Annotated in this window: 26 protein-coding genes and 2 other annotated features; all 26 genes read right to left on the bottom strand. The window is 37.1% G+C overall.

All coding sequences use genetic code 11. The annotated features are described in order from the left end of the window. Positions 1-51: 51 nt before the first annotated feature. The 26 genes from FYJ79_RS06695 to FYJ79_RS06570 all read right to left on the bottom strand — a co-directional run bounded on the left by FYJ79_RS06695 (position 52) and on the right by FYJ79_RS06570 (position 25710). Positions 52-1146 carry a M24 family metallopeptidase gene (locus FYJ79_RS06695; RefSeq protein WP_154515789.1) on the bottom strand — a complete coding sequence of 365 codons (1095 nt, stop codon included), beginning with the start codon at positions 1144-1146 and terminating at the stop codon, positions 52-54. Then, complete coding sequence (gene aspS / locus FYJ79_RS06690; RefSeq protein ID WP_154515786.1) at positions 1130-2899, bottom strand: aspartate--tRNA ligase; 1770 nt, start codon at positions 2897-2899, stop codon at positions 1130-1132. Before aspS ends, FYJ79_RS06695 begins: the two co-directional genes overlap by 17 nt. Before the next feature lie 2 nt (positions 2900-2901). After that, positions 2902-4167 (bottom strand): histidine--tRNA ligase, encoded by a 1266-nt coding sequence (gene hisS, locus FYJ79_RS06685; protein WP_154515783.1) that lies wholly within the window; start codon positions 4165-4167, stop codon positions 2902-2904. Between the two features lie 39 nt (positions 4168-4206). Then, positions 4207-4393 (bottom strand) — a binding site (T-box leader). Positions 4394-4434: 41 nt separating this feature from the next. Further along, positions 4435-6654 carry a RelA/SpoT family protein gene (locus FYJ79_RS06680; RefSeq protein WP_154515780.1) on the bottom strand — a complete coding sequence of 740 codons (2220 nt, stop codon included), beginning with the start codon at positions 6652-6654 and terminating at the stop codon, positions 4435-4437. Positions 6655-6701: 47 nt separating this feature from the next. Next, positions 6702-7220, bottom strand: coding sequence for an adenine phosphoribosyltransferase (locus FYJ79_RS06675; RefSeq protein WP_154515777.1), 519 nt, complete (start codon positions 7218-7220; stop codon positions 6702-6704). An 84-nt stretch (positions 7221-7304) separates the two neighbouring features. Continuing rightward, positions 7305-8939 (bottom strand): single-stranded-DNA-specific exonuclease RecJ, encoded by a 1635-nt coding sequence (gene recJ / locus FYJ79_RS06670; RefSeq protein ID WP_154515774.1) that lies wholly within the window; start codon positions 8937-8939, stop codon positions 7305-7307. Between the two features lie 36 nt (positions 8940-8975). After that, on the bottom strand, positions 8976-9260 hold the full coding sequence (locus tag FYJ79_RS06665) for a post-transcriptional regulator (RefSeq protein WP_074731892.1): 285 nt from the start codon (positions 9258-9260) through the stop codon (positions 8976-8978). A gap of 80 nt (positions 9261-9340) precedes the next feature. Further along, on the bottom strand, positions 9341-10453 hold the full coding sequence (locus FYJ79_RS06660; protein ID WP_154515771.1) for an aminotransferase class I/II-fold pyridoxal phosphate-dependent enzyme: 1113 nt from the start codon (positions 10451-10453) through the stop codon (positions 9341-9343). Further along, a complete protein-coding gene (locus FYJ79_RS06655; protein WP_154515819.1) occupies positions 10453-11184 on the bottom strand; it encodes an amino acid ABC transporter ATP-binding protein in 732 nt (243 codons plus the stop codon). Before FYJ79_RS06655 ends, FYJ79_RS06660 begins: the two co-directional genes overlap by 1 nt. Positions 11185-11191: 7 nt before the next feature. Further along, positions 11192-11875 carry an amino acid ABC transporter permease gene (locus FYJ79_RS06650; protein ID WP_154515769.1) on the bottom strand — a complete coding sequence of 228 codons (684 nt, stop codon included), beginning with the start codon at positions 11873-11875 and terminating at the stop codon, positions 11192-11194. A gap of 19 nt (positions 11876-11894) precedes the next feature. Further along, the gene (locus FYJ79_RS06645) at positions 11895-12674 is read right to left on the bottom strand and encodes a substrate-binding periplasmic protein (RefSeq protein ID WP_154515766.1); all 780 of its coding nucleotides are present in this window, start codon (positions 12672-12674) and stop codon (positions 11895-11897) included. Between the two features lie 54 nt (positions 12675-12728). Beyond that, positions 12729-12931, bottom strand: a binding site (T-box leader). Positions 12932-12975: 44 nt separating this feature from the next. Continuing rightward, positions 12976-13230: a hypothetical protein gene (locus tag FYJ79_RS06640; protein ID WP_154515763.1), complete on the bottom strand. Its 255-nt coding sequence runs from the start codon at positions 13228-13230 to the stop codon at positions 12976-12978. Positions 13231-13247: 17 nt separating this feature from the next. Then, positions 13248-13493 (bottom strand): hypothetical protein, encoded by a 246-nt coding sequence (locus FYJ79_RS06635; protein ID WP_154515760.1) that lies wholly within the window; start codon positions 13491-13493, stop codon positions 13248-13250. 74 nt (positions 13494-13567) lie between these two features. Continuing rightward, a complete protein-coding gene (locus FYJ79_RS06630; RefSeq protein WP_154515758.1) occupies positions 13568-14410 on the bottom strand; it encodes a PHP domain-containing protein in 843 nt (280 codons plus the stop codon). 1 nt (position 14411) lies between these two features. Further along, complete coding sequence (locus FYJ79_RS06625) at positions 14412-14885, bottom strand: deoxycytidylate deaminase (RefSeq protein WP_154515755.1); 474 nt, start codon at positions 14883-14885, stop codon at positions 14412-14414. Beyond that, the gene (locus FYJ79_RS06620; protein ID WP_154515752.1) at positions 14878-15801 is read right to left on the bottom strand and encodes an RluA family pseudouridine synthase; all 924 of its coding nucleotides are present in this window, start codon (positions 15799-15801) and stop codon (positions 14878-14880) included. The genes FYJ79_RS06625 and FYJ79_RS06620 overlap by 8 nt, the downstream gene beginning before the upstream one ends. Then, entirely contained in the window at positions 15771-16274 is a 504-nt protein-coding gene (lspA, locus tag FYJ79_RS06615) for a signal peptidase II (protein ID WP_154515749.1), read from the bottom strand. Before lspA ends, FYJ79_RS06620 begins: the two co-directional genes overlap by 31 nt. A gap of 65 nt (positions 16275-16339) precedes the next feature. Next, positions 16340-17017: a PAQR family membrane homeostasis protein TrhA gene (gene trhA, locus FYJ79_RS06610; RefSeq protein WP_154515746.1), complete on the bottom strand. Its 678-nt coding sequence runs from the start codon at positions 17015-17017 to the stop codon at positions 16340-16342. Between the two features lie 78 nt (positions 17018-17095). Further along, positions 17096-17347 carry an RDAC family protein gene (locus FYJ79_RS06605; protein WP_154515743.1) on the bottom strand — a complete coding sequence of 84 codons (252 nt, stop codon included), beginning with the start codon at positions 17345-17347 and terminating at the stop codon, positions 17096-17098. Positions 17348-17427: 80 nt separating this feature from the next. Continuing rightward, complete coding sequence (locus tag FYJ79_RS06600) at positions 17428-17784, bottom strand: DUF1304 domain-containing protein (RefSeq protein ID WP_154515740.1); 357 nt, start codon at positions 17782-17784, stop codon at positions 17428-17430. A gap of 74 nt (positions 17785-17858) precedes the next feature. Beyond that, the gene (locus tag FYJ79_RS06595) at positions 17859-19289 is read right to left on the bottom strand and encodes a hypothetical protein (protein WP_154515737.1); all 1431 of its coding nucleotides are present in this window, start codon (positions 19287-19289) and stop codon (positions 17859-17861) included. A 61-nt stretch (positions 19290-19350) separates the two neighbouring features. Beyond that, complete coding sequence (gene bsh / locus FYJ79_RS06590; RefSeq protein ID WP_154515734.1) at positions 19351-20358, bottom strand: choloylglycine hydrolase; 1008 nt, start codon at positions 20356-20358, stop codon at positions 19351-19353. A gap of 144 nt (positions 20359-20502) precedes the next feature. Next, a complete protein-coding gene (locus tag FYJ79_RS06585; protein ID WP_154515731.1) occupies positions 20503-21462 on the bottom strand; it encodes a 3-hydroxyacyl-CoA dehydrogenase in 960 nt (319 codons plus the stop codon). A 108-nt stretch (positions 21463-21570) separates the two neighbouring features. After that, positions 21571-21933 (bottom strand): DUF2200 domain-containing protein, encoded by a 363-nt coding sequence (locus FYJ79_RS06580; protein WP_326803492.1) that lies wholly within the window; start codon positions 21931-21933, stop codon positions 21571-21573. Beyond that, complete coding sequence (locus tag FYJ79_RS06575; protein ID WP_154515728.1) at positions 21923-24451, bottom strand: putative bifunctional diguanylate cyclase/phosphodiesterase; 2529 nt, start codon at positions 24449-24451, stop codon at positions 21923-21925. The genes FYJ79_RS06580 and FYJ79_RS06575 overlap by 11 nt, the downstream gene beginning before the upstream one ends. A gap of 101 nt (positions 24452-24552) precedes the next feature. Beyond that, a complete protein-coding gene (locus FYJ79_RS06570) occupies positions 24553-25710 on the bottom strand; it encodes a GGDEF domain-containing protein (protein WP_154515725.1) in 1158 nt (385 codons plus the stop codon). Positions 25711-25828: the final 118 nt, after the last annotated feature.

Genomic DNA, 25828 nt, shown 5'->3' with positions numbered 1-25828 from the left:
AAAGGATTGCCTACGCTATGACTTTGTCAAATGCAATCCCTTTTTTCTTATTTATTTGTTGCCGATAACAGTTAATTCCTTTGGATAGCTATTAAGAGGCTGACAGCCGTCACTTGTCACGAGGACTAAGTCCTCAATACGCACACCAAATTCACCTTCAATATAGACACCTGGTTCAATCGAGAAGATCATACCCTCCTCCGCTATGATTGGAGAGGTTGCATTCACTTCCCCCGCTTCATGACAAAGACGTCCAATAAAATGTCCTAAACGATGGTTGAACTCCTTGCCATAGCCACCTTCGGTGATAATATCACGAGCAATCTTATCAATCTTCGCTAAAGCTACACCTGGCTTGATGGCCGCTTCAGCAGCTAATTGTGCTTTCAAGACAAGATTATAAACATATTCCTGTTTTGGAGAGACTTCTTTATAGAAGAATGTACGTGTCATATCAGAACAATAGCCCTGATATAAACATCCCTGATCGACAATAATAGAATCCCCTGGCTTAAGCTTAGTATCATCATTCATATGATGAGGGTTAGCACCATTTTCCCCATAGCCTATAATAGGTTCAAATGAATGATCACTTGCTCCTTGGCTTTTATAGAAAGCAAGAAGAAGTGGATCCATTTCCGCTTCAGTATATTGGCCACTTGCTAGTGTACGAGCCATGTAACCCATTGCTGCATCATTGATTTTTGAAGCTTCCTTCATCAAGGCGATTTCTTTTTCATCCTTGACACCTCTTACTAAATCAACAACTTCACTAGCAACAGTAAAAGTGGCATCACTCAATGCATTCATCAGCGGTAAAAGCCATCTTGCTTCCATATTCTTATCTACACCAATAGCCTTTGCCCCATCTTCTCTTAAGTAGTTGGCAATCATACCAAGCGAATCTTCTGCGTCACTGAACCATGTAATAGGTATACCTAAATCATGATCCACAAAGAAGAGATTGTTGAAGAAGAGCTGGTGATGGCCATTCACACTAATCGCCATCACATAGGTTCTTTCGTGTGGATAATTGAGATAATCCAACAAATAATCAATAGAAGTTGGATCAGTGACAAGCATATGATCAATATGTCTTGCCTGCATACGTTTTATAACACGTTCCAATCTATTCTGATTCACCATCAAGAACACCTTCCTTTACTGCAATGCCTAATTCATCAAGCTGAGCATCATCAACTGTGCCTGGTGCATCCGTTACTGGGTCTTTTGAACTTGTATTCTTAGGGAAGGCAATAACGTCTCTTAATGAATCAGATTCAGTCAGAAGCATTGCCACACGGTCTAGACCTAAGGCAAAACCGCCATGAGGTGGAGCACCATACTGGAAGGCATCAACAAACCAGCCAAACTGACTTCTAATACGTTCTTCAGTAAATCCTAAAGCCTCAAAAGCCTTATCCTGTAATTCTTCATCATAGATACGCTGTGAACCACCACCAAGTTCAAAGCCATTCAAGACAATATCATAAGCATCTGCAAGACAGTGTGCGGGATCAGTAAGAATCTTATCAAGATCTGATTCCTTTGGGCGTGTGAATGGATGATGCATTGCATAATAACGACCATCTTCTTCAGAATATTCAAACATTGGGAAATCAACAATCCATAAGAAATCAAATGTATGTGGATCATAAAGCTTAAGTTCCTTACCTAAATGATTACGAATAGCTGCTAAAGCATCACATACAACCATATAATGTGAATCAGCCACAAAAAGCAATAAGTCATCAGCCTTAGCATCCATTGCCTTAAGCAGACGATCCAATTGTTCTTCATTGAAGAATTTCGCAATTGGACCACTGACGCCTTCATCAGTGACCTTCAACCAAGCTAAGCCTTTAGCTTTATACTTCTTGGCAATTTCACCTAAGGCATCAATCTTCTTACGGCTAAAGTGACTTGCTTCACCCTTGACATTGATACCTTTGACATGGCCATTTGCTTCTAAAGCACTCTTGAAGACAGCAAAATCAACATCTTTCACTGTTTCATTTAAGTTCACAAGTTCTAAGCCAAAACGTGTATCAGGCTTATCGATACCATACTTTTCCATAGCATCATGCCATGTCATACGGCGTAATGGCAACTGGATATCAATATTTTTAACATCCTTCATGATTTTAGCGACAAGACGTTCACCTAAATCAAGAATCTGATCTGTATCCATGAAACTCATTTCCACATCGACCTGTGTAAATTCAGGCTGACGGTCTGCTCTTAAATCCTCGTCTCTAAAGCATCTTGCAATCTGATAATATTTTTCAAATCCTGATACCATCAATAACTGCTTAAAGAGCTGTGGTGATTGTGGTAAGGCATAGAATGATCCTTTATGTACACGTGAAGGGACAAGGAAGTCTCTTGCTCCTTCTGGTGTTGAACGGTTAAGATATGGTGTTTCAATTTCAATAAAGTCTTCACCATCTAAGAATTCATGAATGGATTTCACGATTTTAGCACGTGTCATAATCTTGTTTTGAAGCACAGGTCTTCTTAAATCTAGATAACGATATTTCATACGTGTTTCTTCACTTGCATCTGTTTCATCCGCAACAATAATAGGTGGCTGCTTAGCTGTATTGACAACAGTGAAATCTTCTACATCAACTTCAATGTCACCAGTAGGCATGTGTGGATTCTTACTTGAACGTTCAACAACAGTACCTGTAACCTGTAAAATATATTCGTTCTTGATATCTTTTGTCTTTGAAGCAAATTCTTCATTAAATACAATCTGTGTCAAGCCATATCTGTCTCTTAAGTCGATAAAGACAATAGCTCCCATATTTCTCTTCTTTGCAACCCAGCCAATCAATGTTACTTTTTCACCAACATGATTGATTCTCAGTTCGCCATTATTATGTGTTCTTTTCATAACTATACTCCCATCTTCTGATCTAAGTAGGCAATTAATTCTTCAACCTTGACAGCTTCCTGCTCTTTTGTTTCATTATCTCTTACCTGGACAATTTCATTCTTAACTTCATCATCACCAATAATTAAGGCATATTTTGCATGGAAACGATCTGATGACTTAAACTGGCCTTTGAGCCCTCTGCCAACAAAGTCCATGTCACAGCAGAAGCCATGAGCACGAAGGATTGTGATAAGCTGCATAGCATAATCCTTAGCATCATCTCCAAGAGGCATGATATAGGCATCAATACCAGCATCTTCATTCATCTCATCATCCATTGCCAGCATCAGTCTTTCCATACCAAAAGCAAAACCAACACCAGGTGTTGCTGGTCCACCAACTTCTTCAACAAGTCCGTTGTAGCGTCCCCCGCCACCTACTGTTGAACCAGCACCTAATTTAGGATCATCACTAATGAGTTCAAAGACTGTATGTGAATAGTAGTCAAGCCCTCTTACTAAATTCGTATCAATGACATAATCGACATCTAATTCATCTAAGAGCTGACATACTTTATCAAAGTGTGCTTTTGCCCCTTCTGATAGATAATCAATTGTTTTTGGCGCAGTTGCCATACTAGGATGGTCATGATCCACCTTACAATCAAGAATTCTTAATGGATTCTTCTCAAAACGGTCATTACAATCTTCACATAATTCATGAAGATGTGGTCTGAAATGATCTTTTAATGCTGTACGATAAGCTTCACGTGATGCATCATCACCTAAAGAGTTAATATGCAATGTAACATCCTTGATATCCAAAGCCTTCACAACAGTTAATGCCATCAGCATGCACTCCACATCAACATAAGGGGATTCCACACCCAGCATTTCCACACCAAACTGATGGAACTGACGCTGTCGACCAGACTGTGGTCTTTCATAACGGAACATTGGTCCCATATAGTAGACCTTAGTCAGTTTCTCTGGCCAGGCATACATCTTGTTTTCGACATAGGCACGGGCAATGCCTGCTGTACCTTCTGGTCTTAATGTGATTGAACGTCCCTTCTTGTCATTAAAGCTATACATTTCTTTCGTAACGACATCAGTTGTATCACCAACTGCACGATTGAATAATTCTGTATGCTCAAAGATTGGCGTTCTCATTTCTTTGACATTGTAGTTATCAGCAATTGTACGTAGAATTCTTTCAAGTTTCAGCCATTTACCAGAATCAGTTGGTAGAATATCGACTGTACCTCTAGGTGCCTTATAATTCATTTGCATTCCTCTCTTTCATCAAAATAAAAAACGTCCTTATCTAAGGACGTTTCAACGCGGTACCACCTTAGTTCATACCTCTCGGTATGCCCTTTAACTCTTAACGCGAGTCACGTGCTTTTTTAAAGCATTCTCCAAAGTGTCCCATAGCTTCTTTTTCGTTATTTTCACCAGCCATAACGTCTCTAGAAAAAATCCACTATTTAATCTTCTTCCTCGAATATGCACTCAGTATAATATAAAGTTGTTTAAAAAGCAATATCACACTTAATGGATGACACGCTTAACTTCAGCAACACCATGAATTTTATTCAAATTATCGATTGTATTCTGAAGCTTTTCTGCCGAGTCAACAGAAATGGTAATATTCATATCTGCATCCAAGTCAGCAATTCCCGCATTAATATTCATAATATTAACATTACAAGTTCCAAGAACCGTTACAATATCACTTAATAAATTAGGACGATCCAAACCAATGATCTCTAAATCAACATTATAACGTTTTGATTCAATACTTGCATAATCCCAATAAACATCGACAAGACGTGATGGATCAACATTTTTTACATTAGGACAATCAGCACGGTGAATCTTTATTCCCTGGCCCTTAGAAACAAAGCCAACAATTTCATCACCAGGAATTGGATTACAACACTTTGACAAGCTCATCATAACACCACCTGTCAAATTGCCAACAGCAACACCAATGGATTTCTTGCGTTTGGCTTCAGCCTGTTCACGATTATTATTCTTACGAATAATCTGTGAAAGGTTTTCAATAAAGCCTTTTTTCTCCGGTACAACATGGTCAAGCAAACTGCCTGCTGTGGCTTGTTTCTTGCCAATAGCAACCAGCACTTCATCAAAGTTACGACAGCCAATTTCACTGAATTTCGAACGGTATGTCTCAGGATCAAGATAGGTCTTTTCATCAAGTTCACGATTACGGATTTCTTCACGTAAGATTCTGCGTCCTTCATCAATGATTTCTTTTTTATCTTCTGCTTCCTGTTTGACAATATACTGTTTGATCTTATTTCTTGCACTGCCTGTGCGAACAATCTTTAACCAGTCTTCACTTGGATGGGCTTGATTGCTGGTCATGATTTTAACAACGTCGCCTGTCTTCAAGGTTGTATCAATAGGCACCATGACATTGTTGACAATTGCCCCTGTTGTATGATTGCCTACTTCGGTATGTATTCGATAGGCAAAATCAATTGGTGTAGAGCCATTAGGCAGTTCAACGATTTTTCCATTAGGCGTGAGGACATAGACATTCGCTTCAAAAATATCACGTTTAAGTGTGTTGTAATATTCCTGTGCCTTTTCGTCCTTGACTTCATCACTGATGGTAATAAAGTCAGAAAGCCATTGTAATTTTTCACCAATTTCCTTCTGTTCTTCCTTAGCCGAGTAATTGACACCTTCTTTATAGCGCCAATGAGAAGCCACACCACGTTCAGCAAGTTCATCCATCTCTTCAGTACGAATCTGGATTTCAAAAATCAAGCCATCATCACCAATAACAGCCGTATGTAAGGACTGATACATATTAGGCTTAGGCATCGCAATATAGTCCTTAAAACGTCCTGGTAAGGGACGATACTTCTCATGAATTAAGCCTAATACTTCATAACAGGTGACTTTCTCTTTGACAATGATACGCAAAGCATTTAAGTCATAGAGTTCATTGAATCGTTTATGCTTAATGACCATCTTCTTATAGATGGAATAGATATGTTTTGCTCTTCCTTTAATGTGGTAGGAAATATGATGCTCATCAAGCAATGCTTCAACAGACTTTTTCATTTTCTCAATAGCCGCATCACGTTCACTACGCTTTTCATCCAACAAATCAGCAATTTCTTTATAAGCCTTAGGATCAAGATAATAAAGACAAAGATCTTCAAGCTCAATACGAATATCATTGATACCTAGACGATGAGCAATGGGCGCATAAACTTCCAGAGTCTCACGTGAAATACGTTGTTGCTTGGCTGGTGGCATATATTGCAATGTACGCATATTATGCAGACGGTCAGCAAGCTTGATCAAGATGACACGGATATCCTTAGCCATCGCAATATAGATTTTACGATGATTTTCGGCATAGACTTCACTTTCTTCCATATAAGGCATCTTGTTGATCTTGGTTACCCCTTCAACAAGCGTTGTGATTTCTTCGCCAAAACGTTCCACCATTTCCTCTCGTGGCACATCACAATCTTCCATGACATCATGGAGCAGGCCAGCCGCAATCGTCTTTGGACCTGTCTGCAATGTTGCTAAGATATAGGCAACCCATATCAAATGCACTGTATAGGGTTCCCCGCTTCTTCTTTTCTGTGTGGCATGTTTCACCATGATGAAGTCATAAGCTTTCTGGATGATTGCTAATGAGTCAGGATCAGTAATATATGTCTTTACCAACCCTAAGACGTCTTCATATGTTACATTGTCTCCTGCATGCTTATATTCCATATGTCACACCCCCTTATCAAAAAAGAGACATGCCGTCTCTTCCTGAATTAATACTGTAGAATTGAATAAACCTTATAGCCTTGAGATTCTAATTTTTCTTTTGCTTTCAGGTCAACTAATTCAATAACGAACGCCAAGCCGACAACCTCGCCGCCCATTTCTTCCACAAGCTTAATAGCCGCTTCAACTGTACCACCAGTTGCAAGTAAGTCATCTACAATAAAGACTTTCTGGCCCTTCTTAATAGAATCCTTATGCATCTGAATTTCATTTGATCCATATTCAAGATCATATTTACAGCTAACAACTTCTCGTGGAAGCTTGCCTGGCTTTCTTACTGGTACAAATCCAGCATTGAGTTCTAAGGCTACTGGACAACCAAAAATAAATCCTCTTGATTCTGGACCAACAACAACATCAACATCTTCACTCTTAACAAAACCAGCAAGCTGTTTCACTGATTCTTTAAATGCCTCAGCATCCTGTAACATTGGTGTTACATCTCTGAAGATAATTCCTTCTTTTGGAAAACCAGGAATGCTGGCAACATATTTTTCTAAATCCATAAAACTTCTCCTCCTATACACACTGTGTATTATAACATCCTTTATTCTTAAAGGAAAGAACGATGAATAAGAACAACGTAATTCCTATAAGTCTTTAACCACATCTTTAACAATCAAATTAACCGTTTGATGACCTCGAAATTCATTAATGGACAACGATCCTACTAGATTAAGTGAATCCTGACTCTCTAGACTCTCTTTTTGTTTGCCTTGGTTAAAATATAAAGCAGCAACTTCACCATTTGACGTATGCATATTCATACGTAAATGTTTGCCTTCAGAAAGCAGTCGATATTCATCAATATGAACATCTTCCAAAAGAAAGACAGGTGCTTCATTTAGCTGGCCAAAAGGCTCAAGCAGGCTTAAAGAAGCAACAGCAGGAACACTTAATTCCTCTTTATCTACTGGGATGACAAGCTCTTCATTTCTAAATGTCTTGTCGCCAATATATTCTAAGAGCGCAAGACGAAGATCGTTAAAATGTTCTTCTGAGACACTAAACCCGCCAGCCATGGCATGTCCGCCAAATGCTTCTAAAAGATTCGCATTCTGAGTCAGGAAATCATAAAGATTAAAGCCGTTCACACCTCTTGCTGATCCTTTATAAAGATGCTTTTTTTCATCATAATGCATGACGAAAGCTGGGCGTTCAAATTCACGGGCATATTTGCCAGCAACCAGTCCAACAATGCCTTCATGTATATCACTTGAAGCATAGAACATGCATTTATCATGGGCTTCTTTTAAAGCTTCCTGATACGCCTTTGTTGTCATAACCTGACGCAAGCCATTAATTTCAACAGCCTTCATTCCTACTGCCTTTCTTAGTCTTGGATCTGCTTCTTTTAAGAAATATTTGACAAGATTGTTAGGATTGATTTGTTCTGGCAGTCTGCCAAAGCTATTGATCTTTGGTGCAATCGTAAAGCCAATCATAGTCGTCGAATAGTCACCCTGACCTTTAAGAAGCTCAAGTGCTTCATAATGCTCTTCATTCATAAATTGCAAGCCTCTTTTTACGACACTGCGATTCTCGTCAACTAATGGCATCATGTCGGAAACAGTCGTTATAGCAGCAAGGCTATAGAGATATTTGTCATGATGATGTAATAAAGCACTTGCGAGCTTATAAGCAATAAAGCCCCCACATATTTCCTTAAACGGATAATCAACGGACATCTTTGTATGAATGATTGCTTGAGCATCAGGTAATTCATCACTTTCACTAAAAGCATGGTGATCAGTAATAATAACATCGACTCCTAAGCGACTAGCTTCTGCAACAGCCTCATTCGCCTTAATGCCATTATCCACTGTAATAATCAATGAATAGCCCTTTTCTGCCATCTGTTTCACTCTTTTGACATTTAAGCCATAGCCATCCGTAAAACGATTTGGGATATGAAAACCAACCTCAACACCCAATTCCTTAAAAGCCTGAACAAGAATCGCTGTTGAAAGAATGCCATCACAGTCATAATCCCCATAAATGGCAATCTTTTCATGTTGTTCAATCGCATGTTGAATACGCTCTAAGGCGAGATCAGCTTCAGAAAATAAAGAAAAGTCATGATAAATAAGATGGGGTGAGACAAACTTCTCATATTCACTTAATCCCATATTCTTACTCTCAATAACTTTTGCTAATAAAGAGTTGACATGATAAGTCTGCATGACTTGATCAGTATGTTGTAATGTATCTTTGATATATTTCATCTTGCCTCCAAAAAGAAAAAATAACTGCACAAACAGTTATTTGAAAATTAAGTCATTAAAGTCAGAAATATCCTTACTTTGAGCTTCCTTAATGACTTTAGCTTTCATGTAATCAAAAAGCGTAGAGAATGATAAAGACATGATGTCATCCACCATATCACATAACTCTATTTCTTCTTTATTGCGCCATGAAACGTGATATAAATAATCTTTGATATCGTTGGCATCTATTTTTTGTATGCCTTCCCTTCCAAATTCATATGCTTTGGAATGAATGAGGAAATTGATCTCATTGGGCAAATGTCTGGGATTCAATTCCATAGTTACACTTCCTTCTACAACATTCAATTATACATAACTCAGGCATGACAATAAAGCATTATTTTAAAAAAGCGTCTGAATTACTCAGCCGCTAATTGATCAAGATATTGAGAGAATAACGCAAGGCCTTTTTCGACTTTTTCAGGCGAACTCGTAAAGCCAAAACGTAAATGATATTCCTTATTGAAACAGCAACCTGGCACAAAGAAGACACCATATTTGTCTTGCAGTTCAATACATAGTTGATCTGAAGGATAATCAAGATGATAATGCAAGAAGCATACTGTTCCATCATCAGGAATCACACAAGTTACTCTCTTTTCATTTTTTAGCCATTTACGAAGTATTGCTTTGTTTTTATCGATGATCATTCTATTCTTTTCTAGAACAGCTTCTTTATTTTCTAAGATGACCTTTGTCATATAGTCAGAAAATGCACCTGTTGAAATCATTGTATAATCACGACGATAGTTTATGGCGTCAACAACTTCTTGAGGGCCCTTGACCCAGCCAAGTCTCAGTCCTGCAAAAGAATAGAGTTTGGCTAAAGAATTCGTTGAAATACCTTTTTCATAAATATCTGAAATGGCTGGTTCGGGATTCTTCTTGAGTCCACGATAGATTTCATCAATCAAGATATAACAATCATATTCTCTCGCTAATGCTATAAGCTTTTCTAGGAAATCCTTCTTAAGGACAGTTCCTGTAGGATTGTTTGGTGAATTCAGACAGAACATTTTGGTATTTTCGTTCATGACAGCTTTGAAGTCTTCAAGAGAAGGCTGCCAATGATTTTCTTCTTTAAGCTCAATCAGGTCATACGTACACCCAATTGATGCAGGATAACTATAGAATTGCTGATAACCTGGGGTCAAAGCAACAATATGATCACCTGGTTCTAACAGCGTCATCATCACATGATGATTTGCGGCTACAGCTCCATTTGTGATTGTAATATTATCCCTTGTCCCTGTTTCATACATTTTAAGAATTTCATCTTTCAATGCATCACTGCCAGTAATAGGACCATAATCAAAGAGAATCTGTCTGATATCTTCAGACAGATCCTGATGAATAAGTTCTTCGAGATCTTTGATGGTCATTGGCTTAACACATGTATCCGCAAGATTATAAAGACAATCCCCTTCATGATCAGTCATCCAGATTTCTGTATCAAATTTTGATAATTTCATTACTGATGCATAACCTTACTTAAGAATAGCTGGGCGCGTTCACTTTGTGGATGGCTGAAGAATGCCTCTGCTTCATTCTCTTCTACAATATGGCCATCTTCAAGGAAAACAACACGATCAGCTACGGTACGTGCGAAGCCCATTTCGTGTGTGACAATAATCATTGTCATGCCTTCCTTGCCAAGCGACTGCATAACCTCAAGTACTTCTTCAACCATTTCCGGATCAAGCGCACTTGTTGGTTCATCAAAAAGCATAATATCAGGATTCATACAAAGACTTCTTGCTATCGCTACACGCTGCTTTTGTCCACCTGATAATTTATTAGGATATTCATCACGCTTATCACTTAATCCGACACGTGTTAAATAACGCATAGCTGTATCTTTTGCCTGTTTTTCATCAACCTTCTTGACTCTGATTTGGGCTAATGTCAGGTTTTCTAAAACAGTCATGTTAGGGAAAAGATTGAAATGTTGGAAGACGAAGCCCATCTTCAAGCGCTGCTGATGATATTTTGCAGCATTATTCTTGTCATATTCTTCGCCTTCAAAATAAATCTTTCCACTTTCTGGTGTTTCTAGACCATTGATGGCACGGATGAGTGTTGACTTGCCTGAGCCTGAAGGACCAAGCAAGCAGACAATTTCACCTTTAGAGACTTCTAAAGAGACATCATCAAGTGCTTTTAAAGAGCCAAATTGCTTGGAGATATGTTCTACTTTAATCATTGTTGTATTAGACACTTCTTGCTAACCTCTTTTCTAGTTTTCTTGCAAAATAAGAAATTGTTAATGTCATAATGAGATAATAGAAAATAGAAATCGTTTCTGGTGTCATATAATCATAGTAGATATTACCAATCTTATTCGCTTGACCAAAAAGTTCAAGAGCACCAATTGTCATTAGCAATGATGAATCTTTAATCAATGTTACGAATTCTCCCACCATAGAAGGAATAGCTAGTCTGAATGCCTGTGGCAAAATAACAAAACGCATCATATCTGTACGTGATAAGCCAAGTGTTTCACAAGCTTCTTTCTGCCCTTTGTCAACCCCATTGATGCCTCCACGGATATATTCTGCCTGATAAGCCCCAGAGTTGAGACTTAAGGCAATAAGACCAACAATCACTGGATTGATTCTGACACGATGTCCTACAATCATGGAAATAACGATAGGCACAACCGTGAAAAGATACATGATCTGAACAAGCATTGGTGTGCCTCTAAAGAATTCAACATAGATATTGGCAATAATATGACAGATCTTCTTTGTTGAAAAACGTAATAAGGCAATCAGAATAGCAATAGCTAAACCGATTAAAAGAGAACCTGCTGCCAGGCCTAATGACAGCAGTGCTCCCTTAAGTAAAATGAATAAATTATCTAATGTTACAACTTTACTGAATGCTGGAAACATTGAATTCCTCCTTCAAGGATTAAGCCTTGTAAGCTTTTAATCCATATTTATCAGTTAATGTCTTATAATCATCACTAGCCATGAATTTCTTTAAGCCAGCATTGACAGCCTTGATTAAATCCTTATTGCCCTGTTTAGCGATAATGTAATTTTTTTCATCCAACAATGACTGATCAAGTACTTTATAAGCACCATTTTTCGCATACTCATTAGCAACGGCTAAGTCAACAATAATGGCATCATACTGACCAGCTGTTAAAGCAGGGAAAATCTGCTGGGCATTCTTGACAGTAGAGACTTGCGCACCTTTAACTGATTTAGCAGCTTCTTCGCCAGTTGAACCAGCCTGAGCAGCAAGTTTCTTACCTTCAAGATCCTTAGGTGAGTTAATAGCAGAATTCTTTGCCACAACAGCAACCTGCGCTGTTGCTGTATATGGATTAGACCATTCTACTTTTCTCTTCTTATCATAAGTGAAACCTGATATACCTAAATCTACCTGATCAGCCTGAATCTGACTGATGATATTATCAAAGCTCATCTGATTCCAATGGAATTTATAATCAGTATCCTTTGTATCCATGGCCTTATCAAGATATTTCACCATATCAGCATCAAAGCCAATAATATTTCCCTTTTTATCCAATGATTCATATGGTGGATAGTCTGGAGAAGTTGCAATTTCAACAGTCACAACTTTCTTACCATTTGATGCTTTATCTCCTGAAGAACCACAACCAACTAAACCAACAGCAACGACACCAGTTAAAGCAATTGTTAATAATTTTCTTGTTTTCATAATCTTTATCCCCCTACACTCTTTACTTAATAACGAAAAACGTCTCTTGCATATGCAAGAGACGTAATAAGTACGCGGTACCACTCTTCTTGATTCCTTCGAATCCTCTCTGTCCTTAAGGCGGAATACCTTTTGCCCTACTCATTCAGGCAAACCTTTCAGAAGTGCGGTTCATCCTGCTCTCTCTCCTAGTCTTTCACCAACACTAGGTCGCTATAAGTCTCAAGCAAGACTACTCTCTTCGTCACCAAGTTTGTTTATTTACGACTATAATAAACACGCATTTTGTATTTGTCAACAATTAAAATGAAAATTTATCCAGGAACGTCTTGATCTTAACGGCTATTTTATTGGTGAGTTCAATTGCATGATTTAATGCCTGCAAATTCTCCTCAGCCTCATCAAGCTCCTTATTCACTTCCTGGATTTCTTCAAGATATCTTAGACTTGAAGCATGAAATGCCTCAATTTGACTATGCAACATGAAGCATTTTACCGTGATATAAAGACATATTGCTGCCCCAACTAGAGCAAGAATGCTTAATACAATATGCATAACTATTCCTCCAACCTTCAATCATTAAATTCTTCTACTTCATCAGCTGTTGTAAAATCAGCAATATTCTCATCGCCATTACTTGCCTCTAATGAATCAAAGAATTCTTTTTGGATCTTCTTGAGTTTCTTTAGCGATAGCCCATTCTCCTGACATGCCGTGAAGATTGTTTCAAACATTCGGTTTGCCCCATAGCTAACCCCTTGTTCAAAGCCTTCGCTCTTTCCTTCAAGATAGCCACTTTCATAAGCCTTGTTATTCATATCTTCACCTTCTTTAAGCTCAGTATAACGAAAGCACTAAGAAGTGAAAACAGAATCAATACTTTTTTAAAAAATTACATTTTTTCTAACAAACTTAACTTTTCCTTGACAATCTCCTGTCCAAAAGCATTAAGTTCGCCAAGATGAATATTCTTATTCTTGCCATGATAGTCGCTTCCACCACTTATCAATAAATGGTATTTCTTAGCAACTCCCTCAAGAAAATGCACCTCTTCCTGATTATAGCGTGAATAATAGACTTCCAGTCCTTCAATGCCAGCCTCAAGTAAAAAGTTGAGCTGTTTATAGAATCGCTCTTCGCTCATTCGCTTGACATTTTCCCCACCCAATGGATGCGCCCAGATGACCGTGCCTTTAGCCGCTTTTATTGCCTGTATGGCTGTTTTCGCATCCAAGCGATCATTTTCTTGAGGACAGCCCGTTAAGTAAGTATTGATAGCTTCAGTGATTGTTGTTCCATAGCCATTCTTCATTAAAACACGAGCAATATGGGGTTTAGCAGCTACATCCAAATTTCTTAAATAAGCAATATCTTCCACTTTCAGGATGACACCCTGTTGTTTTAAATAATCAAGACGGACTTCTAGCTTATGTTTACGTAAAGCTTCACCTTTTTGTATAGCTTCGATAAGTTGTGGGTTTGTTTCATCAAAGCCATAGCCAAGAATATGGGCTTGACGGATAGGTGTGATTGTAGAAAACTCTATGCCATTGATAAAGGTCATCGAAGAAGGCACATGGCTTCTGATCAGCGCATTCCCCTTGATTGTATCATGATCTGTCAAGGCAAATGTATGGATATGAGCTTCTTCAACCTTCTTCAGCAACAATAATGGATCATCACTGCCATCACTGCATGATGAATGCATATGTAAGTCGATATGTGAATACTGCATATTAGCCTCTTGTCACCTGAACATCAAGATGAGGGACTTTGCGACATTTCACACCTGCTGCTTTAAGAATGCGCTTTGAGGCAATATCCCCCGGTGTATTCTTATATTTTTCATCTTCAAAGATAATTTCCTTAATCCCAGCCTGAACGATAGCCTTCGCACATTCGTTACATGGAAATAAGGAGACATAAAGGCGACAGCCATGTAAATCAGCCGTTGAATTCAAAATAGCATTCAATTCCGCATGAACAACATAAGCATATTTTGTCTCTTCTAATGAGCCAGTACGAACATTCCATGGCATATGACTATCTTCTGAACCCCATGGCATGCCATTATAACCCACTCCGACAATGCGGTTATTGGCATTGACAATGCAGCAGCCTACTTGTGTATTAGGATCTTTCGAACGTAAAGCTGAGAGCTTGGCAACTCCCATAAAGTACTCATCCCACGATAATACTGTATTAGCCATTCTTCTTCACCTGTCTTAATTCTTCAATCTTTTCTTCAAAGTAATCCGGTAAGTCTGCTTCAAAAAGCATTTGCTGGCCTGTTGTTGGATGCTTGAAACCAAGAATCTTGGCATGTAAATACTGGCCATGACTGGTATCATCTGAACGTCTTCCATATTTAGGATCGCCATAAACAGGATAGCCAATATACTGCATATGAACACGAATCTGGTGTGTTCTTCCTGTCTCAAGACGACATTCAATCAATGTCATATCATCAAAACGCTCAAGCACAGTGAAGTTTGTAATGGCTTCTTTAGCATTCTTATCCGTCACCGTCATTTTCTGGCGATCTTCTGGATCACGGCCTATCGGTGCAACAATACGTCCCTTGTTATGGGGAATAACACCATGTACAAGCGCCACATAACGTCTAATCACGCTATGTTCTTCTAGCTGTGCTGACAATGAACGGTGCGCCTTATCGTTTTTAGCAACCATTAACAAGCCACTTGTTTCCTTGTCAATACGATGAACAATACCAGGGCGATTAACGCCATTAATACTCGATAAATCATCACAGTGATAAAGCAAGGCATTGACAAGGGTCCCCGAATAGATTCCTGCACTTGGATGAACAATCATTCCTGATGGCTTATTAACAACAATCACATCATGATCCTCATAGACAACATCAAGAGGAATATTTTCTGGAGCAATTGTAGTATCCACTGGCTCAGGAATAGTGACAGCAATCACTTCATTGACTTCCACCTTGCGACTTGCCTTAACTGGTTGATTGTTGATAGAAACGCACCCTTCTTTAATCCAGTTCTGCAGGGTTGTACGACTTTCATCAACAAAATGCTTTTGCAGAAGTTTGTCAATACGCATTCCCTTCTCTTCTATTGTGGGTGTGATTGATTGAATTTCCATTGTTTATACTCTCCTATTAATAAATCAATAATGATTAAAAACATCCCAATCACCACGCCCATATCCGCTACATTAAAGATTGGGAAATCATAACCAAAAATAATAAAATCAAGAAAATCACGAACATATTGAAAAACAATACGATCATAAAGATTTCCTAATAAACCAGCAAAGACCAGAACAAGCCCATAGCGAAAAATTACCTGATCTTCACTTGAATGTAAAAAATAATAGACAATTGCTATTGCCGCAATAGCTGTAATGACATAAAAGAATTCTATATGTCCAGCAAATATACCCCAGGCAGCACCTGTATTATGAATATTCGTAAAATAGAAGAAGTTGGGAATAAGTTCATAACTTGCTCCTAGTTTCATTTGGTGATTGATGATTGTCTTGGTAAGAAGGTCACCCCCAAGAACAACAACAATAGTTAATAAATACAATATTTTATTACGATTAGATATTTTCATAGTAAGCTCCTTCGTGACTATTATAGAGGGTTCATGAAAAAAACTCAATTCAATATAGAATTGAGTTAGATGACATAGAGTAAAATTGTCAAGAAATGGTATAATGCCCCAATAAGAATCCAAATATGCCAAATTGAATGCATATATTTCTTTGTATCACCAAGCTTATAGAAAATACATCCAACCGTATAAGCAATCCCACCAGCAACAAGCAAAATAATACCATTAAGTGCCATATGGGAAAGCAGCAAATTAAATTTGAAGACAATACACCATCCTAATCCCAAATAACAAATCATAGAGAATACTTTAAAGCGTTCAATATCGATAGAATTTAAAACAATACCTAAAATAGATATACCCCAGACAATCGCTAAAAGCATCCACGCCCAGAACGGATCAGCTTCACGAATCGTCACAAGTAAAATAGGTGTATATGTCCCTGCAATTAAGACAAAGATTGTATCATGATCCATAATCTGGAAGACTTTCTTCGCAATTTGATGTTTAGGACTAATACCATGATAAATCGATGACATCGTGAAAAGAATAATCATACTTAAGCCATAGACAATACTGCCGGCTAAGGCATAGCCATCATGATGAAGTGCTGAAAAGATAATACAGAGCACTAATGCAACAACGCCCATTGCCCCACCGATAATATGTGTCACCATATTGAAGATTTCTTCACCTTTTGTATAACTTGGCAAGACTCGGTCTTTTAGTTTTGTTCGTTCCATACTATCGCCTCCTGGATGTAGGATAACACTTTTGATATTTAATGTCAATACATCTTGTATTCAATACTAGATGATAGATTATTCAAACTTAGAATTAATATACAACATCTCTTCATCATAGGCATTCAATGTAACTTTCATCCATTTTCTATCAAGATAGGCTTGGATGATATTAAGAATATAATTGATATCTTCACCATTTTTTCTTTCTAGCCTTAAACCACATGTGGCACAGCCGGAATAGGTATGGACTTCACTTTGTAAGTGGTGGTCTCTAAGGCTCTTGTTGATTTCAAGAACCATTTTCATATCAACCTGGCTTGTAAACATACGCTCACCTCGCAATCAATCTATCGAAGAAATATGTCCTGAATATGACCATAAGAAAAGATGGAATGATTGATTCCATCTTAGAATAATGTACTTATTAATGTGAGAATCGCAAGACCACCTTGCATCAATAAAATCTTTGGGTTGCTTGTGATAGCGCCATAAAGAGCCACAAGAATAATATAACCCATCAAGATCATAATAGCTATCTTACTTGTGAAGACAAATAATGCCAATAAGATCAAGACACCAATCAACCCATTATAAATCCCCTGATTCTTAAATAATGTCTTGACGGAATCTCTTGATAATTCTTCCTTTGTCATCTGAAAGACCTGACTTGTATTATCGCTTGTTGTCGCAAATGTTTCCAAATACATAATATAGAAAAATTCTAAAGCAACCAATACGGCTAATACTTCTGTAATAATACTCATAAATAATCTCCTTCTATGTGCCTTCAGTATAGCATAAAGAATATATATTGCAAACAATTTAATTTATATAAATATTACCAACTTGTTTTATGTTCATCCGTTACCTTTTGACCATCAAATAAATAGAAGTCAACGAGTTGTACATCTTCATTTCCACTTTGTCTTTCTAAGACAATTTCACGCTGTCCACTCTTTATACCATTGTCATTAAGCGTATAAGAATAAGTTTTGCCATTTTCTTCTTTTTGCCCAATTTTTGCATAGATATTGCCTTTGGCATCATATAAATATTCCAGTTGCATATGATCAAGTAGACTTTCTTTTTCAATTAGATGATAAACTGCAAGAATTGCCTGATTGCTTTCAAGTGCTCCGCTTTGCGAGTTTTGAACAGGTTGTGCGGATGTTTGAGGTGATGGCGTTGTTTGATTGGCTTGTGTATTTTTTCTAACAGGACGACTTGCGTGCAAGAAAAAGAGACCATCTTGACTATAGTAGTAATCTTTGGTAGAAGTATAGCCATTGCTATTTATGACTTCATAATACTGCCATGATGCATAACTATTTGGTGCATGATGAGCAACTTGTTTTTCATCAACATCATTTAAAAAGAGTGAAACAATCCCAAAATAACCGCAAAGGACAACGACAACAAGCATTAAGAACCCACTGATTATGACATGGATGGCTTTATTCAAAGCCGAAAGCTCATGATGCTTTTTGCGAAGCTGATAAACTTTATAAAGCACAAATCCTGACAATATAATATAGAGTAAATAGGAAATCAAAGAGGCATATAAAGCATATCTTGGCCTTAATATCCATCCTGTCTTTAATTGCGATGATAAGCCTATGTAGAAGATAATATGAAAGATCATCAGTCCTAATAGAAGAAAAAGATAAGATGGGATATGTTGCATTTTTCTTGTTTCTTGGATCATCTTGATGAGTTCATCATGATGTTTTTCTTCGACAGCCTTATTAACCCTATCCTCATCTGGATATTGTTTATTTTTTGATTTTATCACACTATAGCGAATAAGATCATCATGGGTTTCCTGATTAAAAAGCACATTGAGAACAACTTGTATGAGATAATATAATTTTTGTTGGGCTGGATTTAAATGATCCAACTCAATAGATTCCAAGATTTCTTGTGCCTTTTTCTCTTTTCGCAAAAGAAGTGCATCCCGCGCCATCAAGAGCAGTCCATAGGCCTTGAGATTCTTATTTCTCTTATAGACCTTATGAGTCAACAATGACACATAGGATAAGTGCTCTTCATTGGTTAGAGTCATACTTTTATTTCTGACATAAGCATTTAAAGCTAAAATACAGAAGACTTCAAGTATAAGGCAGGAGAAAATCACAATACATAAACCAAACATATTCATAGCATGAAGTATTTGTGTTTTGAAGAATAATAGAATCACAAAAAGAATAAGAATTATCACTGTCGCAATTCTACCTATTTGATAAATGATAAATAATTTTTTGCCTTTCATTACATAAGAATCCTCCCATACCATTATAACAAAAAAGTGGTCTCATACGACCACTTCATGATTATTCTGCAGTATTTGGTTTGTTTTGGTAATTAATTTGTTGGTCTTTGACAAGTTCATAAGAGATTGTTGAAGTGCCATCAAGATCTTCATTATGCATATCAACGGCACTGATCTGACTGTTCTCATATGTCGTATAGTAGTAAATACCTTTATCAGTATTACAGCAACTAGAATAGATTGTATATTCACAAACAGGTGTTCCATCATCTTCATAGCTTAAACGGCAACATCCTTTTTGTTGTTCTACAGAGCCAAGAATCTTAAAGAACTGTGAAATACTAGCACTTTCACTATCGCCAGAGATGGAATTCATCTTTGTGAAGGCCACCTTGACAAAACGTGATGCTGATGACAAGTCACCAGGAATGCCAAAACCACCCATACCCCTAGAATAGGCATTGAATTGAACGCCCTTTGCCAGTTTGTTTTCAGGAACATCTGCAGAAGCATTCATATAATCAGCTAAGTGTAAGAGATGGTAATCAAATGTTGGATTATTTGTCATTACACCAACTGGATTATCATAGATTTTACCCCCATCAACTGTCTGTTCAAAGACAATTGTTTGATTCTTATCCGCAATCATCCAATGTAATGGTGATGGCTGAAGTTCTTTACTGAAAGCATCATCAGTAATATTGATACGCTCTAATAAAGCTTTAGCTTCCTCAACAGTAGCACACTGTCCAAGTAACCAAGGCACAAGTTCAAATGAAGCGACATTGTCCTTTCCTTCAACTGGTTTATTATAATGTGCATTGCCTGGGAAGTTTAAGCCTGCCATGCTCAAGCCCTTTTCATTTGTAGCATCATAGTAAAGTGGATAATCCCCTACCACAAAAGCCATACCAATCAAGGCAAAGTGATGGTCAAGCTGACCGGCATGACGAAGTGCAAACACCTTATTTCTTGGTGTTACTGTTACCGTTTCATGATAAGAGAATTCCAAGTCAAGATTTCTCCCGAAATAAAAGTCTTTTGTTTTATAAGTTGCTGCTGTACACATTTTTAAGCCTCCTTATGTACACTCTTCTTGAAAAAGAGTTTTGCTATTTATATTATATAACATTACAATCACATTACAACATATATAGCGTACACAAATATTTTTTCTCTACATAAAAAGGCATGAATCATCATGCCCCTTCTATTATTTCTTATAATCGTAGAAACCTTTGCCAGCATTGACACCAGTTTCACCTTTGTCAATCTTCTCTTTAAGAAGCTTATCAATCTTGTAATTAACTGATCCTTCTTCTTTAGTCTTTGGATTCATTAGATTGATATTATAAGCTGTTTCTAAGCCAACGATATCAAGAATCTTGAATGGACCTGCAGGTGCACTAGTACCAATTTCCCATGTTTTATCAATGGTTTTTGGGTCAGCAACTTCATTAGCCCAAAGTGCCTGAGCAGCATTCAAGAATGGTACAAGCATTGAATTCAAAATATAACCTGGCTGCTCTTTATGTAAGCATAATGGTACCATACCAATTTCTCCTGCAAATTCAACAATCTTGTTGTATGCTTCTTCAGAAGTGCCTGGATGGCCCATAATTTCTGCTGTATTATTCTTCCAGATTGTATTTGCAAAATGCATAGCAAGATATCTTTCTGGACAGCCTGTATATTTTTCAAACATACTTGGTAATAATGTTGAAGAATTTGTGACAAGAATCGTATGTTCATCAATAAGATCTCTCATCTTTTCATAAACAGCTTTCTTAGCTTCAACATTTTCAGACATTGATTCTACAATAATATCAGCACCTGGAATCACAGCTGCCATATCTAATGAGATATGAACATTATTCGTAAGATTAGCTTCACCCTGGGCAATCAGTTCATCAATCTTCTCAGGTGTGATACTAGCCCAATCCTTAATCATTCCATGAGGATAGAGATAAGCACCCATTGGATTGCCAATCAATGCCTTAGCCTTCTTTAAATCTTCAAGCATGAGTGCTGAATATCTCTTGATTTTTGGTTCAGTTCTACCAATAGAACCTTCTGATCTTAGCCAGAATGTCACGTCATTACCCCAGTATGCAGCAATTAAGCCAATCTGAGTACCTAAAACGCCACCACCGACTACAACTACTTTTTTCATTTCTTACATCTCCTTTATTACTTATTTTAAGAAATTTTCTATATACCTATCATAACACGTCCTGTAAGCCATTACTAATCATTTGCTTCAAAGAAAAAAAGAGGAAGCTTACACTTCCTCTTGATATTTTTGAATAATAGTGTTAACACTCTTGCCCTTCGCCAGTTCATCTACTAACTTATCCAGACAGCGAATCTTCCACATTATCTCATCTTCAATATCTTCAATCCTCACACCACATATCTTCCCTTTAATATTCTTGCTATAAGGATTGAAAGCTGGTGCTTGTTGAAAGAACTCAGCATATGTCAAAGACTGTGCACTACATACCTTCAGCATTTCCTCATCATATCCTGTTAACCATTCAATCAGTTCATCAACTTCTTTCTTACTACGGCCTTTTTGCATAGCTTTCTTGACAAGAAGATCATACACTTTCTTAAAATCCATCTGATATATTTTATGATTCACTCATTTGCTTCCTTTCGTCATTATTTTGCCCAGTCGGAATAGTGACATAAAGCAGCTTCTTAAATTTTGTATTGACAACCGGCAAAACCACATGCATCAAACATTCATAATGACCATCCGATCTTCGCGAATGAAAGAAGTCAATTAACATCGGTTGGTCTTCTTTCATAAAGCGATCATAGAGCTGATCAGGATTACAGAAATTTCTAAAACGTTCTCTTTCTTCTGGTACCACATAGTTTTCTTCCCAAGTTTGAACGCATTCATGAAGATTGGTTATTGTCTCTTGGGCAATGGGCTGGGATGAAAGTGAAGAAATAACCCCTTCTATTGTATCATGCTCTAAATCAATAAGAGCCACATCACTATAAAGATAATAGAGATTCTTGAGCAGGTTATCATGATATTCCAATTCATCATTGCTACTAAGCTGAACATGATTGATCTGGGCTTTATAAATATAGTATTGCTCATGATATGTCACAACACTGGCCTTTAATTCCATATAACCATGCGATGTCGGGTATGTTGTTGTTTGTACACCTTCACATTTTCGTAACTGTTCATTCGCAAAGCGGCGATGGAAGACATGGATCGGACTATTCTTAATATTGAGCTGTTTCTCCCAATCTTTGTAATCAACAATATTATCTTTAGTGAGTTCTTCTTTAAAAGCTGAATTCATATAAAGAATCTTGAAGTTTTCGCCATCATCCTCGACAACAGCTAAAGAACTATCTGTTAAATAATTAATAGCTCCAATGGCATCATAATAATCTTTCCAATTTAATGATACGATTGGAATATCATGTGTTTTACAATGCTCACTCATTTTATATCCTGGGATAGGTTTACCAAAATAATAGCCTTGTATCTTTTCACATCCTATTTGTCTTAAGAATTCAAACTGTTCCCTTGTTTCTACGCCTTCAGCAAGTGTCTGGACACCTATTTTCTTAGCCATTGAGACTGTTGATTCAATAATCTTCTTGCCTTTAGCCGTAAAATTAGAGATAAAGCTCATATCAATCTTAATTTCATCAAAAGCAAAATCCTTCAATATTCCAAGTGAAGAATAACCTGTTCCAAAGTCATCCATCCATACCTGATAACCAAGCGCATGAAAATGGTCAACGACTTTTCCAATATGACTGACATCTTCGACAAAAGCACTTTCTGTTATCTCAATATTAATCAGTTCATGAGGGACATGATAGTGTTGTATGATATTTTCAATACGTTCGATAAGATCACTATGATCAAAGTCTCGGCGAGAAAGATTAAATGAGACAGGCACAACATCATCTTCAAAACGTCTATAAGCGTCATAATCATGACAAACTTCTTCAAAGATATAAAGATCCAAATCATAGATTTGTCCTGTTTCTTCCAATGCTCCAATAAAAGAATTAGGCATAATCATGCCATAGTGTGGGTCATTCCAACGTGCCAAGGCTTCACTACCACACATTGTTCCAGAAATCGCATGAATGACAGGTTGATAATAGACCTGAATCCAGTGTTTTTCCATGGCTTCTTGAAAATGTGTAATGACATATTCTTTAACTTCAGCTGCATGTTGAATATCTTTATTGAAGAAAATCGATGTTGAATAATTCTTTCCTGACAAATAATCACATGCCTGTTTAGCATAATCGCATGCTTTATTGAGATCAAGAAGGTCGAAAGATTCAGCATAAATACCAACACGCACAGGTAAGCTCTTGTGATTATTGAGCTTAGCAATTTCTTCATACAATAAGTTCAGCTTGGACTCAAGGCCTTCAAGGGTTGTATAAACCGCAAAATGATCACTCTCAAAGCGAGAGCCATTTTCTGCCCCAAAGAAACTACGGACAATTCTACCTAGCTCCCTGATCATGTAATCCCCGGCTGCAAAGCCATAATGCTGATTAAAGGTTTTAAAATTACTATAATCAATATAGAGAATAGCTGGCTGATAACTTTGATCGATAAGGTGTTTCACCCCTTTACTAGCTAGTGTAAGGAAGTAATTCATATGAGGTAAACCTGTTAAGTCATCATATTGACGACGACGCTGATCCATCTCTTGCTGGAGATTGTCAAACAGCATTTGTTTAAGCAGGCGACTTGATTCATTGTCTTCTTGTTGAGCCCTACTTTCATCCATATACCAGATAATGGCTAAACGTACACCTCGATAATAAATATGTTTACCACTTGAATGAATAATATGATAATGATCCTGATAAGGATTCTTGTTACGGTAGACAGCTTCATAAGTTCCACCATGTATCGCAAACTGATAGGCAATATCGGCAATACGAGCGACATCATCAGGATGGGCATCACGATACATATCACTATTCATTAAATCCAATGCACCTTGTAAATCATCAAGACAAAAGATATCAAGAAAACCTTGTGATAAAAGAACAGTATGAACTTTTTGATCAATAAACTGATAAATACCTATAGCTATTGGCAACGATTCAAGAAAACGTCTTGTTTCTTGATCAAACTGTATGATATCCATACGAAAAGCTCCCTTCTTAAATCTTCATTCACCTTCTTATATTATAGACAAGAAATCAAATAATTTAAGGCTTTTAAAAAATATATCATAAAATAATACCCCTATTCAATCACATAACAGTCTTTCCCTAGATGCTTAGCATGATAGAGATGCTGATCAGCACGTTGATAAATCTGCTGGAAATGAGTTTCCTCAGGATTAATCATCGTAACACCAATAGAGATATGTAAATGATCATTGCCTAATGGATACTGATGCGTAGCATCAAGTAATTTCTGCACGCATTTTTCAACATCTGAAGTTGTTACTGGGTGACGGAAAATAATAAAGAATTCATCCCCACCAAAGCGACAGGCATAGTCATATGATTCTTTTTGTAAGAGATTGAGATAATCTATACGTGGAAGATTTTCTGTCTGAAGAAGTTTTTGCGTTATTTCGCCAAGATAACGTATGACATCGTCACCTTTTTCATGTCCATATGTATCATTGATCTTCTTAAAGTTATCAATATCAAAAATACATGCTGCCATGAGCTGATGTTCTTGTTTAAGCAGTTTTTCTGTAAGCAGCCAGAATGGTCCACGGCTCAACAAATGAGAAAGTGTATCAAAATTTGCTTTCATATAAAGCTCATTTTTCATTTCTGCCAAATCATAACGAACCAACATATTTTTCATATTAACACGTAAATAGATATAATGAATGACAAGTGAAACAAAATAAAACGTTATACCATTAACAACATCACCATGAAAACGTAATGGAGATTTCAACATGTATGAAGTTGACAAAAAAATCATTAAAACAACACTAGAAATCATAATTTCCATAACCATATTATCAGAAAACAAAATCGCACAAAGCAAAAAAATCACTAAGAGAGACGTTGCGACAAAACGTGGATCACTCACTGATTCGACAATTCCAAAAGCATATAAAATACATTCAAGAATCATACAGTTTATACGTATAAACAGGCCACTTGGCTTTTTAAATAAAAGGCAAGGCACAAAAATGGCTAAACTTGCCACGACAAAACTTCCATATTTGGTGACTTCAGCACGATCATGTGTTAGAAATAAATGAATAAATACAAAAATGACCATAAATAACATAAAAGCCCCTGAAATATTCTTACAATGGGCAAAGTCATTAGCTTGATTCATGGCTGAGATATGATGTATTTGTTCTTTTGTACAATAAAAATGATTAAGACGATATAAACGCTCGCCTAGCGTTTCTTTCTGCTTTTTCATATTAATCCTGACTTCCCGATGTCTTTTTCCCGTCACATAATAACAATATCATTTCTTGAAGTCAAACAATATCCATGAATCTTAGACGAATATTTTACTTTTTCATGACATTAAAAAA

This window comes from Sharpea porci, assembly GCF_009695655.1.
Lineage (GTDB): Bacteria > Bacillota_I > Bacilli_A > Erysipelotrichales > Coprobacillaceae > Sharpea > Sharpea porci.
Note: the sequence above shows the minus strand (reverse complement) of the source record. Positions and strands in the feature narration are given on the sequence as shown.

Excerpts from the sequence above, each read along its gene's own strand:
- FYJ79_RS06680 (WP_154515780.1), bottom strand. The coding sequence starts at position 6,654 with ATGGAATATAAGCATGCAGGAGACAATGTAACATATGAAGACGTCTTA.
- trhA (WP_154515746.1), bottom strand. The coding sequence starts at position 17,017 with ATGGAACGAACAAAACTAAAAGACCGAGTCTTGCCAAGTTATACAAAA.
- FYJ79_RS06675 (WP_154515777.1), bottom strand. The coding sequence starts at position 7,220 with ATGGATTTAGAAAAATATGTTGCCAGCATTCCTGGTTTTCCAAAAGAA.
- FYJ79_RS06695 (WP_154515789.1), bottom strand. The coding sequence starts at position 1,146 with ATGGTGAATCAGAATAGATTGGAACGTGTTATAAAACGTATGCAGGCA.
- recJ (WP_154515774.1), bottom strand. The coding sequence starts at position 8,939 with ATGAAATATATCAAAGATACATTACAACATACTGATCAAGTCATGCAG.
- FYJ79_RS06660 (WP_154515771.1), bottom strand. The coding sequence starts at position 10,453 with ATGAAATTATCAAAATTTGATACAGAAATCTGGATGACTGATCATGAA.
- FYJ79_RS06665 (WP_074731892.1), bottom strand. The coding sequence starts at position 9,260 with ATGGAATTGAATCCCAGACATTTGCCCAATGAGATCAATTTCCTCATT.
- FYJ79_RS06570 (WP_154515725.1), bottom strand. The coding sequence starts at position 25,710 with ATGAAAAAGCAGAAAGAAACGCTAGGCGAGCGTTTATATCGTCTTAAT.
- hisS (WP_154515783.1), bottom strand. The coding sequence starts at position 4,167 with ATGAATTATAAGGCACCTAGAGGTACAGTCGATATTCTACCAACTGAT.
- FYJ79_RS06575 (WP_154515728.1), bottom strand. The coding sequence starts at position 24,451 with ATGGATATCATACAGTTTGATCAAGAAACAAGACGTTTTCTTGAATCG.
- FYJ79_RS06620 (WP_154515752.1), bottom strand. The coding sequence starts at position 15,801 with ATGGAAATTCAATCAATCACACCCACAATAGAAGAGAAGGGAATGCGT.
- FYJ79_RS06595 (WP_154515737.1), bottom strand. The coding sequence starts at position 19,289 with ATGAAAGGCAAAAAATTATTTATCATTTATCAAATAGGTAGAATTGCG.
- bsh (WP_154515734.1), bottom strand. The coding sequence starts at position 20,358 with ATGTGTACAGCAGCAACTTATAAAACAAAAGACTTTTATTTCGGGAGA.
- FYJ79_RS06655 (WP_154515819.1), bottom strand. The coding sequence starts at position 11,184 with ATGATTAAAGTAGAACATATCTCCAAGCAATTTGGCTCTTTAAAAGCA.
- FYJ79_RS06640 (WP_154515763.1), bottom strand. The coding sequence starts at position 13,230 with ATGCATATTGTATTAAGCATTCTTGCTCTAGTTGGGGCAGCAATATGT.
- FYJ79_RS06650 (WP_154515769.1), bottom strand. The coding sequence starts at position 11,875 with ATGTTTCCAGCATTCAGTAAAGTTGTAACATTAGATAATTTATTCATT.
- FYJ79_RS06635 (WP_154515760.1), bottom strand. The coding sequence starts at position 13,493 with ATGAATAACAAGGCTTATGAAAGTGGCTATCTTGAAGGAAAGAGCGAA.
- FYJ79_RS06645 (WP_154515766.1), bottom strand. The coding sequence starts at position 12,674 with ATGAAAACAAGAAAATTATTAACAATTGCTTTAACTGGTGTCGTTGCT.
- FYJ79_RS06585 (WP_154515731.1), bottom strand. The coding sequence starts at position 21,462 with ATGAAAAAAGTAGTTGTAGTCGGTGGTGGCGTTTTAGGTACTCAGATT.
- FYJ79_RS06600 (WP_154515740.1), bottom strand. The coding sequence starts at position 17,784 with ATGAGTATTATTACAGAAGTATTAGCCGTATTGGTTGCTTTAGAATTT.
- FYJ79_RS06625 (WP_154515755.1), bottom strand. The coding sequence starts at position 14,885 with ATGGCTAATACAGTATTATCGTGGGATGAGTACTTTATGGGAGTTGCC.
- FYJ79_RS06605 (WP_154515743.1), bottom strand. The coding sequence starts at position 17,347 with ATGTTTACAAGCCAGGTTGATATGAAAATGGTTCTTGAAATCAACAAG.
- FYJ79_RS06630 (WP_154515758.1), bottom strand. The coding sequence starts at position 14,410 with ATGCAGTATTCACATATCGACTTACATATGCATTCATCATGCAGTGAT.
- aspS (WP_154515786.1), bottom strand. The coding sequence starts at position 2,899 with ATGAAAAGAACACATAATAATGGCGAACTGAGAATCAATCATGTTGGT.
- lspA (WP_154515749.1), bottom strand. The coding sequence starts at position 16,274 with ATGAAAATATCTAATCGTAATAAAATATTGTATTTATTAACTATTGTT.